We start from the raw sequence: 14,216 nt of genomic DNA, 5'->3' as shown, positions 1-14,216 counted from the left end.
GCGTATCCTGGTTGCCAGCAACCAGGATTTCCACTTCATTATCACTCACAAGTAACTCTGTTATCATGATGCTATGGCTCTTTGCTCTTTTCCAATATCGTCTAACCGTTCCGCTATCATCTTTTCAAAAGCTTGTGCCGATGATGTGGTCATACCAAGAACCTGCATCGTAGTATTTTGAGCCTTGGCGAGGGTATCGTATCTTCCATCACGTTTATACCTCTCAATAACTTCATTTACCGCCTTTGGAGTACCTGCATTTTCCAGATCCTCATAAAAATCCTTGAGAATCGTACTTTTTAAAAAATCTCCCCTACATTGTTGGTATTTGTCTTTAATGCTTTGCTCTTTCAAAGTGTCACATGTAGCCACTGAAGCAACGTCCCTATTTTCTTTATTCGATGTTACATAATGCTGATACTTGCCCTTCAATAACCCATTTTCCATTTTTTCAATTTGAACAATAGGTACTGTAAGATAAACTTTTCCCGCATGTCCAGGATGCTCTTTTGCCCCACTCATATATTGACCATATAACGCTTTGAAATTATCAAGAAAGTTCTTATTTTTAAACTCAATTTTAACGCCGCCTTTTTCTACTAGCGGAAGCCTTTCAACTCCAGAAGCATGATGCTGGATAAAATGTTGGATAAATGCTTTATGTGTGTCAACGGAAGTAGATTGGTGTACCGGTGGACTAGGTTGCTTGACAGTAGGATGGTGGTGAACCGTTGCTCCTGGGTGCTTACTTGTCGAGTGGGGAGTCTCTGTTCTTGGTTGCCTGAGGTTAGAATGGTGGGTCTCTGTTCTTGGTTGTCCGACTGAAACTTGATGCTCCGGACGACCTGAAACAAAGTTTTCAACGTTAGAGTATTTTGAATCTTTTTTATATCCTTCCTGATCTGAAAATGTCTCAAACCATAGATGCCTAACCTCTATAGGATATTTCTGTGTACTAAAGTGTTTCTCCAGTCTGTCTCTGATCGCTTCCTTATACTGAGAATTATCAAGCTCCCCCATTTGCTGAAATAAAAAAGTCCATGCTTCATCTACTGAGATCATCCCAGATAGAGTTTTTTGTTGACCAGAAGCCATCCAGCCACCACTTACCTGTGCACTAATCTGGCTGCCATCGATCAGATTGCCCGTTTCAAGAGCATCGCAGATTGTCTTAAGCGATTCTTCAAGCCTTGATGATCGCCCCGCAAAAATGCCTGCATTGATTAAACTTCTCGTCGTTTCAATAAATTCAGTTTGTGATAATTTTGTATCTCTTGGAAAAAGAACAACATCAATACTTTTTATAGCCTCAGGCTTTACCAGAACAATCGGGATAGCGTTGCCGTATGAATCTTTCTTGGTTGCTGTAACATCTTTTGAAACATCTGAAGGAGAAATGCTCCTGATTCTCTCGTAAAAAGTGTCTCGCTCTGATGTCGTACGAAATTCAAATTGAACAGTGTCCAGGGGTTGTCTTGCATTATGCTCTGGATTATTATGCTTAAAACCTTTAACTCTGAACTCAACATGTGCACCCATTGTCAAAGCGATCGCCCTTGATTTTTGTACTGTATCATTTTTTTCAGTGACAGTAGGAGGCTTTATCTCTTTGCAAAATTGAAGTATGTTTGCTTTTAACTTATCAAGATCCACGCCATGAACCGCGCGTTCTATAGTTGCCTTGTTTGTAGACCCAAAATAGGTTTCTATAAATTTATCATCAAAAAAAGCCCCAAGGTCGCCCACAGCTTTTTGAGGATCGTTCGTTACCTTACCTATGCTACTCATACCTGTCATATGGCTAGTAGGTTCATAAGTTTTTCCATTTGCTATGCAATCTAATGCTTTGAGTAAATCGGGAATAAATTGAGAATCACTTCTGAATCCTAGAGAAGTGTTTATTGTGATTTTTTGTAAATTTTCTAAATCTTTTCCATATTTTCTCAGTAACTCCGCAGCAGCCTGTTGTGAAAGCATTTTAAAATACCTCAAATACTCTTTATTTCAGTATAGTATATTGCACCCATTCTGTATATCAAGCGCACACTTCATTCCTATATTGTTTGTATGCAACCAGGCTACGGAACGATAGATTTTTCAATCACACCTATTTTACTATCTGGCTCTTCTTTTTTTGTTTTTTAAAAAAATTATTGAAGCCGCCAATAAGGGTATTACCGACAGAAAATAGCTTATCAAGCAGACTAAAATCCATTTTTATTTCATAACATCTTACGGTGTTACTATCATTAAAATCATTAACCATCATTTGTGAAAAACACAACAGCATATAGTTGAGAACCGTCCCATCCTGTTCGCCAGATCAAAAAGAATGGCTTAGTGCCCGAAGAAATTCAATTTGACAAGGATGCTGTTCTTCTCATGATTCATGATTATACCCAGGAAACAGGTGCGTAATTTGGAACGTAAGATTGGTGCAGTCTGTCGTAAAATTACAACAGGTGCCAGGTTCTAAAGGCTTTCTCATTACGGGAAATTAAGTACGTTAATGCAAGAATCCGCCCAAACCTCCTTCTCTTATATTCGTTCTAAAGCACATCTGCTTGGAATATAATCTGATTTATTTTCTTGCAGTAACCGTAGCGGGTTGCAAGCAAGGCTACAACTCCTTCAAGTTCGCTCTTGGAAGCTCGTTATGAGTTCTTTATACTGGTCTTCGTTAAAACCTATTGCAAGCGTTTTGCCATTTTGCACCAAAACAGGTCTCTTGATGAGTGAGGTATTTGCCATAATAAAATCAATTTTTTCCAACAGGCTCAACGCTTCATAATGGTCTTTATGTTTTCGGTACGTCATTCCTTTTTTGTTAATGGGAAGCTCACCTAAATAATCACCCCATGCTTTTATTTGTGCTTTTGTTGGCGGAGATTTTTTGAAATCGATAAACTCGTAATCAATTTTATTTTTCTCTAAAAGAGTACGTGCTTTTTTTACAGTATCACAATTGGGGATTGCAAACATTGAAATCATTCTTGCTCCGCAGGACTTGATCACCAGACATCAAGCCATCTTATATTGTTGTATTCATTTCTGCCAGTACATTTTAATCAATCTATTATGATTGTTTCGAGCTCTTTTCTAGACCGCTGGCCTAAAAGATTTCTAATTCTTTAATGAGGGTCAAAAGGGTCGGGAATAACAGGTTTTTCTTCAGGATTCGATGTATCACCCGATAACCCCTTACTTAGATACTCTTCAGACTTAAAAAACACACAATGATCAGAACTTGTTTTTGCTGATTTATTTTGTTTTTCATACTGCTCCAGTGAATTGCTTATTACAGTATGACCCAGCACAGTTGCCAACTCGTGCAGTGTTACAGAAACTACTGAGGTATCATTGGGTTGAACCGGTCCAAGTTTTTTCTTAACTAATTCATCCATAATGCGTTCGTCGAGCTGTGCATTACGAGCAAATTTATACAAAGAATTGACTTGAACATCCAATGACATAGTTATTTTCGCAGGACAGGCAAGCAATTCTTTTAGAACATCAATATGGTTATAACAAATAGCAGTTAAAATTGGTGTATTTCCTTCTTCATCTGCGACGAGATCAGGATTAACACCCTCTTTAATAAGATTTTTAACCATGACGGGATCATTATCTAATGCGGCAAGGAAAAGCAGATGCGAGCCTGACCGTGCGGCTTTTCGTGCATCGATTTTATGGAGCTCTTGAAACTCAGGTTGCTGTTCCCATGCGGTCATACGTTTTTTAAGGGATTCCTCATTCGCTTTATTACAATAAACATTGGTTACAAAAGCACACTGACTACCAGTCGAAAATACGTTATAAACTCGCTGGGATATTTCTCGTACATTATTCCCAGGGATATGCTCGGGTTCACGACCGCTATTGATGAGTAGCCATTGATCCAACGCCGGATCATATCCAACGGTAATGGCATGATCGCTGCTGCCAAGAATAAAGACAATAGGCTTTTGGATGCCCTGCAATTCATTTTTAAGCGTAGAGAAATATTTAAATAACTCCTCAGAACTATAGGCACCGATGAAGGTCTTTATCCTACTAACTCCCCCACGTTGCTCAAGCTTTTGGGAAAGTACAAGAGGAGCGCTGAGTAGTGTATCTTGTTTTAATTGCTTCCCTGTTTCAAATAAAGGAAGGTGTAACCCTGGTTGTTGATATATTTCTACGCCTTCAAAAAAAGCCATATAATCATTGTCTGGATCAGTAAGCATGTCCTTGATTTTTTCCAATGCATTGTCACACTTCTCTAATTCCTGCTTGACATAAATAGCATATAAAAATTCATTCTCTTTCTTGTTGACCTCTGCCCTTAATTTATCGAACGGAACATTTTCTACACGCAACAAATGAGTCGACCACTCTTTTCTCTTCTCACGGAGTTTCTCTTCAATCTGCAAAGTAGCTATTAAAGTTTTTTTTGCCACATCGTTTAATTGTTGGGCCGGATTTACAGTCTCCGCTTCCAGAAAATCCCTAACCTTCCGAATACCTTCAAATTCACCATAAATACCGATAAGGCGTTCAAAACGCCCTTCAAATAGCTTGAACTCTTCAGCGAGAATAGCCTGCATACCCATATTGGCAACGCCAAAACACATTCCTCGAGGATCCGGGTGATATCCTGTTTCTTGCATTAGCCCAATTAACCAGTCTTTATTTTCTTCCTCTCTTTCTTGTGGCATATCTGCCTCCATTACTTGCTCAAGGCACATCAGCCTACTTTTTTATTATAGCTTAAGTATAAAAAATGTACGACTCGTTTTTATTCCAGGCGCTCAATAAAGCGAATATTATTGATTTCATTGGAGGTTTATTGAACCGACTGATAGCACTGTTTAGCTGCTCTGATAAACCCTGGTTACAAGCAATCGTTGCTCATAGTTTATTTGAGTAGTGTCATTAAAATAGACTTACCATCTGGCGTGTCGATGATTCCCATTTCATGAAATCCCGCTTTTTCATAACAGCGTTTTGCACGTAAATTATTTGGATCAGCTTCAGTAATGATTTTCCTAATCAGAGGGTTTTGAAATAAAAATTGAATAAATTCTTTTATCATTAAAGTGCCGAAGCCTTTATTGATATAATTTTCCTCACCAATAAATTGATCTAAACCTACTGTATTTGCATCCTCATCCGGCCACCACCCCTCACGTGCTTTGATCACCCAATAATATTGAATGAATGCAATCGGTTTTTTATTTATATAAACAATATAAGGACACACAACATCATCATCAATACGCGCTCCATATTTCTCTTTAATTTGCTCTGGGGTAAGTTTATCATTCCACCATTCCAGGACATGGGTTTTTTCGAACCATCTGCATAATAGATCGAGATCGAAATGAGTAAGCGGTTTAAATATCATCATTCAATTTTATATGGTTCGTTGGTGGATATGACCCAATATAAATAGTACGTTCATGATAATATCCATTAAAAATTGTTTATTATTCTAATTCACTCGAAACAAATCCTCGCGTCCTGAAGCAATGCCTGTATAGACCTTAATGGGTTGTGCAAAAAGTGAATTATCAAACACAAGTAAGTTTATTATGTTCATCCAGGGGACCTTAGGTGCTCGCCAGTGTCGCTTTTTCACTTAGACTATCGTAGTACTCTTGCAGCACCGTTACAAATTTAACTTCCATATACTGCAGTATCCTTGCTGAATAACTCCTTGTCCTGTCTGCAAAAACTCCCTGTTCTTTAGCGATTTCAGCAAGCTTTCTATTTTTTTCTTGCAGCATGGATTTTTGTACTTCAAGATTATATGCTATCTCCATCCTTTCATTTAGATTGGTTAACTCTTTAGACCAGTAGAAGGTAGCTTTTAATTTATTAGGAGAATGATCTTTATCCCATAATGCTCTAAGTTTTGCAAAATTGATGGAAGGATCCATGTGCTCGAGGAGTTGCATGTACTTTTTAAGATAAGATTTAGGAAAATCTTTGCCTTCAGTTATTCCATCTATCCTGCGCAAATTCGTAATCACTAAAAAATATCCCTCATAATTATGCTTTTCCCTTAAATTAATAGCTATATCAATCCAACGGCAAAACGCTTTACGTCGGGCGCCTCCTTGGACTTGCATTATATCCCTTTCAAGATGAGTTTCTAGGTACTCTCTATTTTCTAAAAATGCTTTTAGGTTGGGGCTCGCCTTTGACCACTTGGAAAAACCATCCGGGTTTGCAAAATCATTCAGAGGGATTTTGCTATAATCTGCTCTTAATTGTTCATCGATGAGCGTTGCATCGACTTGTACTAATTGATTATACATTTTGAGATGAGGTTTAAAAGCCTTATTCTTTGTTAATTTAAGATTTATATCCATTTCCATTAATGTGTCGCGCACTAAAAAATATCCCTCATAATTATGCCGTTTTCTTAACATGATTGCTGTATCAACCCAGCGAAAAAAAGCATGCATCTGAGCATCTTGAGAGGAGTGCTTGCTGATGTTTTCCTTAATAAAATGTTTCAATGCTTTGCGAATTTCCAGATATTCCTCAGCACTTGAATTTGCTTTCCTAAGCACGACATCAAAGAATCTGGCATGCTCATAAGCAAATCGAGATTCAATATAATCAAAGAATATGTGGCGGTCTGGATCTCTTCTTATTTTTTTTTGAGTCTCTTTATCAGCAAGCATCTCATCCCACTCAAAAGCACCATTGGGCCTAATTAAAATCTGTTGTTTTTCTATTAGATTTTTAAAAAAAGAATTTTTAGACATAGTTATACTTTCACAACCCCAAAATGTTCAATTGTAAGTCTACCTGCTTATTTTAATCAAGCAAATGCGGCCGGATTACAAGCAACAAGGTTACTCTTGCTTACACCATTGCATATTTCTTAGGGAAAAAGAAGTCACGCTAAAACTTTGTTGGGTCAATATCCCAACTTACTTGCCGTGGTTAAAATCAACATAAAAACTTTTATGTAATTTGTTTAACCGTAGAAACATAGCTTCCCAGGTATCCTTCCATGATTCATGCGTCACAGTAAAAAACTTATCCAATATAGGGATTTTTACTGAACTGACTAAACCAATCGCAATAAGACACCAAATCGCACCAAATTCATCTGGATTGGTTGACAAAAAAATTGAGGCAACTGGGCCATAGAGAGAAGAGGCAAGTACCGCTAAATATACACCATAAAAACAGGGAAAAACGAACACAGTAAAATAATAAGTAAACACAAAATAACTGCAGTTATTTAAAACCCATTGCCATGCAATATGCCAATCGCCACGATAAGATAAAAACGATGTTTTAGCGCAACCAATCGTATGGCCAAACTGTGTTTTCAAATTAAGAAGACTTTCCATACTTACAACGGGTGTGCAATGTTGGGAAAAACATCCTGGGAGCGAATGACTCGTTGATAACCTGGAAAGTAATGCTATGGCACTGATTGCTGAAAAAAACATGGCATATTTCATCCAATACATTCTTCTTTTTTTAGGAAGCCAGGAAAGATACATAAATGAGATAAAAAAAGGCTGGAAACACACATGCAAATATCCCAATAGCGCGCATAATGAATTAAAAAAGCCTGGGGTGTTTAACACGAGATAATTAACTGCTTGCAACGTTTCCATCAACGATAAATAAAAAATTGTTATCCCTCTGAGGCCATTCGTATCATTCCAGCGTTGTTGATATTTGCGCATCTTTCGAAATTCAAAAAAAGCACCTGTGTAGCCAAATAGGGCGAGACATGCGGAAGCCTGTCCTGACCAACACATAATAATCCTTAATCCATTAGAAGATGTAAAAGAATACTCAAAAAAAACTGAGTTGAATAGTTTAACCTTGCTGTCAATTTGGAGCAGCTAGTAAGAAAGAATAATTAATCTTATACTAAAATCATTGTCTGAAGTGATTGCATTAAAAATATTCAAGAATAATTAAAGGTATCAAAAATATAATGGATCAATATGAAGTTAATACTCAGGTTAATTTGCAAAATCACATTCAATTCAACAAATTTAACACTAAAGTGATCATTGTCATTTATCTTATATTTTGTGCCATTATTGGTTTTTCTATCGATATTCTCCAAGGGATAGTGACAGAAGATTTAAGCCTTACATGGGCTATAAAATCTTTAATTTTATTTGGGCGTCCTATATATGCAGCGAAGATAACGATTCTATTAGGGATATTCGTTTTGTTCTTTTTTTATGCATTTCATAATAAAATTATTCGCTTAGGATTACATATCCGAAACTTATTCGCTCAGACAAACAACGACTGTGAAAAAGTTATTCTCGAAGAATACCGGAAAATAGGTAAGGCCATAGGCTTAAAACATTTACCCCCGTTATGGGTCGCAGAACATGAAATTGTGAATGCTTTTTGTAGTGGCTATAATGAAAAAACCAGTGTAGTTGTTGTAACAAGAGGATTAATTGAACGATTAACATTACCTGAAATCAAAGCGGTGCTTGCTGTAGAGTTATATCATATCAAGTTTTATGACACACAAATAATTCAGGCAGTTTCCTTTATCAGCAATGGATTAATTATTTTTTTTGATACTTTTTATTACAGATTCCTTTACGGCAAAAAGAAAATTCAAGATATGGATTTCTTTGAGAGGTGTTTTCGTCGTTTTTTGATGAATATTCGTTTTACCCTACCTGTTTTCACATTCTTATATCGCTTTATTTTAAATCCAAATCGCATTCATTATGCTCATATCATGGCCACGCGTTTATTGGGAGATAATCAAAGTTTGATTTCAGCCTTGATTAAGGTTCGCGATGCCCATCATATTGATAAAGAAGAGGTTGCTACAGCATACAGTGAAATCTCACATGATGAAATAAGACGTGAAGCCTATTTTTTTGACCCCGCCAATTTTAACTTGGCGCAAACCTTTTCTACTCCCTTCAGCACTCAACCGAGCATTGAAATGCAAATAGAAAAGCTGGAGATTTCCATAAATCTATTTACATGCAAGACTATAATGGTTTAAGTAACTAGACCCACTTGATCAATATCAAATCATTTTGTATAGTTTTATTAATACATAAATTATTAAGTACTCTAAGGATATATGCAAGTTAAATCAGAAGTGATAAATGGATTGGCTGCTACCGTTACTAGAACGTCGAAATACCCTATCCCCTGGACGGGTAAAAAAGAGGAGCGTCCAAAAGATTATTTTGAGCAAATGCAAACTTCCATAAAATATAAAGAAAATAAACAAAACGTAGAGATTATCATTCCTTCAGTTCAAACAGAGCAAGAAAACAGAACAAGAAAGTTAAGAGTTCGGGTTAATGGTAAAGAATACCCTTTTAATAAAGCAGCTATTGCAACTTTGGATATGTCTCTAACTTTTGATCTTCCTGAAATGGAGAAGTTATTAGCTTTGGTCAATAATTCAGTTAGTCTTAATGTAGACTACTCCGTTTTACGTGCCAGTCTACCTTTTTTTTATATTCAAGATGCAGAATATCAAGTGCCTGAAGATAAAGCTAAGGTAATTGGCACTCATGATGGTCAGCTGTTAAAGACCCATGGCGATATTGAACAATTAGCTCTACCGTATATCAATGCCATGAAATACCATCCTAACATAAGAAGAGAGCTCTACTTCCCCGTGGCCACGTTAGGGGATCCGCATCATTGGAATGTTGGCATTTTAACTATTGATGAACATGATAACCCCACCCTAACTTACCTTGAATCTTCTGCACCTCCAGTAGATGAGACTTATTTAAACTATTATAAACACGATGTTCTTCCTGGAATTAATAAAGCATTAAGAAGAAACGGCTATAAGACTATTGATGAACAGGATATTATACTGGATGCATCCAAACAATTTAGTTTGAGAGGTTGTGGTATTGCTGCAGCATTAAATATACAAAACCTACTCAATGGCATCTTAAAATTAAACGAGAAGGACCAACCGCCCTCTACAGATAAACGGATAAGTATTGAAGAAGATGCCGTAAGGCGAGTACAACTTGCAATGAGGCTTACCAAACATGATGATTACCTCGCTCAATGGCGAGATGCATTTCCTGAATATCATCAGCAAGTAAGCGAAGAAACACACTATAAACATGAGGGTGTATTACGTGAACTTACAACTCATCCCCGTTTTTTAAAACAAAAAGCTAAAGAAGTTTTTCCGGATATTGACCCTCATGAACGGCTTAAAATTGATCTGGAGCTTTATGAAAGAAAATTTGACACTTTATTAGAGCAGCTTAAGGAGCAGCTTAAGGATATACGTGATGAATTGTCAGAAAAAAATACAAAAACCAAAGGGAAGTATGAGGCAGTGGCATCTGACGTTAACACCTTATTCGAGACGCTGGAAAGAGAGATGGGGGAATTTTTTGCAAACCCATCGGCGAGCAAATACCTGGACTGTCATAAAAAATGCACTAAAGTAATAGAAAATGCTGAGCACGAATCGGCAAATCATAGGGGTTGGCATAAAGTGAATCCCATTTTAAGAGGTTTCGCTGGTGTTCTTGTTGGCCTTTCAGGTATAGGAATACTCATTGTCGCAAATAAATCGAAAAATGGTTACTTTCAGACTTTCTTTGCTAAACCTCCTACTGAAACATTTAAAAAAATCCAAGCATTTAAAATGCAATTTGAAGCGGATAAAAAAGCATTCGAAGAGGACGAAAAAGAACTGAGCGAAGAAGCAAAAAAATTAGACCGCTAAAGGATAGAACCTATATAGGCTGATTGCAGGCCCCACCGGCCTATCTGCTTTTTGCCACAAACAGGGTCTAAAGAAAAAGCTTCTTTGAGAGGTTCCAGTACTCTATAAACCCAAAATTAAGAAAAATTAAGGTGGTTGAGCGTGTCGGGCAGCTTATCCATGTTTTGTTGCTCTTGATGTTGCATATATTTTATATAGTGGATGCGGCGCGCCAAGGATCCTATCGGATTAAAATCTTTTGCCATTTCAATCTTATTGAGACGTACCAACAAATCATCTACAGAGTTACTTTTTTTCAGGATTTGATTGACTGCATCTAAATGATGCCGCCGCCAATGAAAAGTAGCAAATAGGGTAAACCCAGGGGAGCAACTGGTATTTTTTGTATAATCATTTAAAAGATTTGTCGCTTTCTGGAATAAATTGTCTGTGGATGAGTTCGTAAGTTCAACATAACTTTCGGGAAAATACTCTTTTTTTCTGTATTTATCCAAATCTATTTGTTTTTCTTCTCGATGACTGAAAATACTGCAGTTACCGCTTGGAACTGACAGGGTTTTTACAGAAAGAGGCAACCTGATAATCACATTACGTAATGCCCTATCTCCAATAGCGAGATCATTATCAGTTATATCACCTAAAAGGTGGATTTATTGCATTTGCTTAGGGAAACTGCTAAAAAATTTAAATAGTTCATCAAAGGAACAGTTTTCAATCACATCCGCATTCACTGTAAAACAAGTACAATGCGCTGGAATAGCCTTAATTACTTCATCTGCATCTTTCCATTTTTTACCAGTACGAATTCTAACCTTGGTTACATGTCCAGGCAGGTTTTCCAAAAGATCAATACACGCCTTTTGCGATTGCAAAGCCATCTCCTCGCTGACATTCTTTAGCCAATCATCCGAGCTGTTGATCTGGCTATCCCAATAAACAACCGAAGTAACCGACTCAGGAAGCAAGGATACGTTGTCAGCAAGGTCTTTAGTTCTAATATGAATATCGTGGTTCTTGGGCTGCACCAAACGCATCATCTCGACAGCTTCTTTCAAAAGCTCCTTTGTGATTGGGGTATCGTGGTTCCGAGCACAATATCCTAAACCACCGCTCTCATAATTTACTTCTATATTCTCTGATTTTTTAACCAGATCGCTTTGAGTAGGCTCGAATGAGAATAGAACTTTTGGAAATTTTGATTTCATATTTTAAACTTCAACAATCATTTTGCTTGATGTAATTATAGTCTTGTTTATTTTAAAGAGGCTTAATTGCACTACGTAAAATCCGCATTGTTACATTTGTGCCGTAGCCCTGGTTGCAAAGAACAAGGCGCTTTATTTTTAAATATTTGGCACTATAAAAAGTGCTCCTTGTGGGCTTAGTGGTGCTTGAGATATTTTCTATTTGTTCCTGATAACGCTTCGCAATAAATTCAGGATCATGTGCAGCTTTTATTGTCCGGTTACCTTTTTGCATAAATACAATTTCAAGATGAGTCAACTCCTTATTTTTTCTGTTTGTAGATTCAATAATCGACTCATCTTATCGAATTGTTGTGCAGGTAACTGAAATTCTTTAAATCAGTGGTCACGTTGGCTAATAAAAAATATTGTTCTTGTTGCTTCGGATAAAAAAATACCATCGGCTTTCTCCAATCTATTTAGGCGTACCCCTTTGTGACCCTTTTGTTGAGTTTTTTACTTTAGATCTCGCAATTGCCCTTCCTGTAAGCTAATTAATTTTATTGATTTTAATTGCGTATCTAACTTATGGATTAATTCTTCAATCTGCCCGCAAAACTGAGTTAAAATCGGGTGCATTTTGGTATTTAACTGATTCACATAATCCAATTGTTATATTAGTTCACTACGTATTTTTTGAATTTGAGTTGAATCGCATATTGATTTTGGACTGTTACCCTCAACTAAAATCATAGGATCAATATGTGTATGGGATAGTTTACCGCAATGGCCTTGATGGATGATCTGTTTTTCTTCTTGCGCCAAACATAAGCAAGGGAAATATAGATTCAGCCTCATTTGGATATTCACTAAGGGCTTGAATAATCGCACCATTACTGTACTTTGACAGATATAGGTCAATCTAGGCTTAAATTTCCAACAATTACTCGCAGGAATGAGTAGTTATGATAAGAGTATCTTTGGAAGATTATTCATTGATAAAGAGAAATGATGTACCAATTTCCCACCACCATCCGCGGGTACGCTGACGCAGCGTATACGCTTTTTTCGATTGATAATATACTTCCCTGTATTTCTCGCTATGATACCATGCTCGGCGTGCTGCTGCTTTTAGTAAATTCCTCCAATTCCTCTTCTAAATCAGTAACTATTTTCTTTGCTCCTTGAATCAATTGATTTATTGATGTGAGAAACATATAACGATCAAGGCCACGCTCATCATTATCAGTAAATTCTTTTTCAAGAGTCTGGAGGTGTTCCCTTGCTCGAACTAATTCGGCTTCTACTTCTACTTTTAATCTCATCGTTCCTTTTCTCCATTAAATGAAATGGGTTCCAATCTTTAATTTTAAATATTATTAGATGGTTATAGCGTATTGTTCGTGTTGTTTTACACTATACATTCCCTTTAAGTCAATTTTTAAAGATCTATTAGCCCAACCAAGCTACAGATCTTATTGATTCTGAAGTCGATTGAAATTTGCTAAGGTATGGAGTGTCTTTAAATTAAAGTTGTAATCGACCGAATCCTATACATGCCGAGAAAAAGAAGTCGACGCCTATTCCGATGTCCCACCCCCACGACTTGTTCGCGGGGCGTAGGCAGGGATGTGCTCAAGAGACAGTTGTGAGCAATCAGGGCGATTTGGTTCTACGTAAGGATATTGCTATGAAAATATAAGTCCAACCACTGATAATCATATCAATCGCAATAAACAAGCCGATGACCCATAAGGCACTCATTGGCCATTGTAACAGAATCAGGATACCAAGTATTAAAGAGCATATCCCTGCAAACAAGATCCAAACCCAACCCTTGGTATTTCGTAAGGATACAGACATACTAATGCGGACAAAGCCAATCACGATAAGCGTCCAAGCCAGTAGCGCAGTAATGACAGTTGACGCTAATAAAGGATCATATAAGACAATACCTGCGCCAACAAGGTAGAGTATTGCCACAATAATTTGCCAAATCGTACCTTTCCATTCTTTGTGTTTAAAAGCATCTGCAAAATGTGATAATCCTGAAATCATAAGTAAGGCAGCGAAAAAATACATGCTGACTATGGTTAATAAGATATCCATTCCTAAACCAATAATGCCAAAGATCAAGAGCAGAATTCCAAAACCCAAAAACCATCCCCAGTGACGTTGCATGATTTTTGTATCGGGATGAAGCACAATATCATTTGTATTTTCCATATCATTTCCTTTTGATTATGTAATTTAAATATAGCTTATTATTTACAACTCTATCTTTAGGCTAAAAAATTATCCCTGAG

The 14,216-nt window shown here is 37.0% G+C and carries 13 protein-coding genes; 3 read left to right on the top strand and 10 right to left on the bottom strand.

Features of this window, described 5'->3' with window-relative positions; all coding sequences use genetic code 11:
- Positions 1–63: 63 nt before the first annotated feature.
- Positions 64–1,977, bottom strand: coding sequence for a hypothetical protein (locus Lpar_RS05405; RefSeq protein WP_058516962.1), 1,914 nt, complete (start codon positions 1,975–1,977; stop codon positions 64–66).
- 363 nt (positions 1,978–2,340) lie between these two features.
- On the opposite strand from Lpar_RS05405, the gene Lpar_RS19660 reads away from it, so the two are divergent.
- Positions 2,341–2,418 (top strand): hypothetical protein, encoded by a 78-nt coding sequence (locus Lpar_RS19660; RefSeq protein ID WP_420324252.1) that lies wholly within the window; start codon positions 2,341–2,343, stop codon positions 2,416–2,418.
- A 213-nt stretch (positions 2,419–2,631) separates the two neighbouring features.
- Here Lpar_RS19660 and Lpar_RS05395 read toward each other — a convergent pair whose 3' ends face one another.
- From Lpar_RS05395 to Lpar_RS05375, 5 genes are all read right to left on the bottom strand, one after another.
- Positions 2,632–2,991 (bottom strand): arsenate reductase family protein, encoded by a 360-nt coding sequence (locus Lpar_RS05395; protein ID WP_058516960.1) that lies wholly within the window; start codon positions 2,989–2,991, stop codon positions 2,632–2,634.
- Positions 2,992–3,131: 140 nt separating this feature from the next.
- Positions 3,132–4,697: an ankyrin repeat domain-containing protein gene (locus Lpar_RS05390; protein WP_058516959.1), complete on the bottom strand. Its 1,566-nt coding sequence runs from the start codon at positions 4,695–4,697 to the stop codon at positions 3,132–3,134.
- 200 nt (positions 4,698–4,897) lie between these two features.
- A complete protein-coding gene (locus tag Lpar_RS05385) occupies positions 4,898–5,389 on the bottom strand; it encodes a GNAT family N-acetyltransferase (RefSeq protein ID WP_058516958.1) in 492 nt (163 codons plus the stop codon).
- 202 nt (positions 5,390–5,591) lie between these two features.
- A complete protein-coding gene (locus Lpar_RS05380; protein ID WP_058516957.1) occupies positions 5,592–6,758 on the bottom strand; it encodes a RasGEF domain-containing protein in 1,167 nt (388 codons plus the stop codon).
- 168 nt (positions 6,759–6,926) lie between these two features.
- A complete protein-coding gene (locus Lpar_RS05375) occupies positions 6,927–7,775 on the bottom strand; it encodes a DUF5765 domain-containing protein (RefSeq protein WP_058516956.1) in 849 nt (282 codons plus the stop codon).
- A 182-nt stretch (positions 7,776–7,957) separates the two neighbouring features.
- On the opposite strand from Lpar_RS05375, the gene Lpar_RS05370 reads away from it, so the two are divergent.
- A complete protein-coding gene (locus Lpar_RS05370) occupies positions 7,958–9,010 on the top strand; it encodes a M48 family metalloprotease (RefSeq protein WP_058516955.1) in 1,053 nt (350 codons plus the stop codon).
- Positions 9,011–9,091: 81 nt separating this feature from the next.
- Positions 9,092–10,726, top strand: a complete 1,635-nt coding sequence (locus tag Lpar_RS05365; protein WP_058516954.1) for a hypothetical protein — start codon at positions 9,092–9,094, stop codon at positions 10,724–10,726.
- Positions 10,727–10,842: 116 nt separating this feature from the next.
- Here the strand turns inward: Lpar_RS05365 and Lpar_RS05360 are convergent, their stop codons facing one another.
- The 4 genes from Lpar_RS05360 to Lpar_RS05340 all read right to left on the bottom strand — a co-directional run bounded on the left by Lpar_RS05360 (position 10,843) and on the right by Lpar_RS05340 (position 14,136).
- Positions 10,843–11,313, bottom strand: coding sequence for a DUF5617 domain-containing protein (locus Lpar_RS05360; RefSeq protein ID WP_058516953.1), 471 nt, complete (start codon positions 11,311–11,313; stop codon positions 10,843–10,845).
- A gap of 63 nt (positions 11,314–11,376) precedes the next feature.
- Positions 11,377–11,931, bottom strand: a complete 555-nt coding sequence (locus Lpar_RS05355) for a hypothetical protein (protein WP_058516952.1) — start codon at positions 11,929–11,931, stop codon at positions 11,377–11,379.
- A gap of 1,079 nt (positions 11,932–13,010) precedes the next feature.
- The gene (locus Lpar_RS05345) at positions 13,011–13,235 is read right to left on the bottom strand and encodes a hypothetical protein (protein WP_058516950.1); all 225 of its coding nucleotides are present in this window, start codon (positions 13,233–13,235) and stop codon (positions 13,011–13,013) included.
- A 331-nt stretch (positions 13,236–13,566) separates the two neighbouring features.
- Complete coding sequence (locus tag Lpar_RS05340; RefSeq protein WP_058516949.1) at positions 13,567–14,136, bottom strand: HdeD family acid-resistance protein; 570 nt, start codon at positions 14,134–14,136, stop codon at positions 13,567–13,569.
- Between the last annotated feature and the right edge of the window lie 80 nt (positions 14,137–14,216).

It is taken from the genome of Legionella parisiensis (assembly GCF_001467945.1).
GTDB lineage: Bacteria > Pseudomonadota > Gammaproteobacteria > Legionellales > Legionellaceae > Legionella > Legionella parisiensis.
Note: the sequence above shows the minus strand (reverse complement) of the source record. Positions and strands in the feature narration are given on the sequence as shown.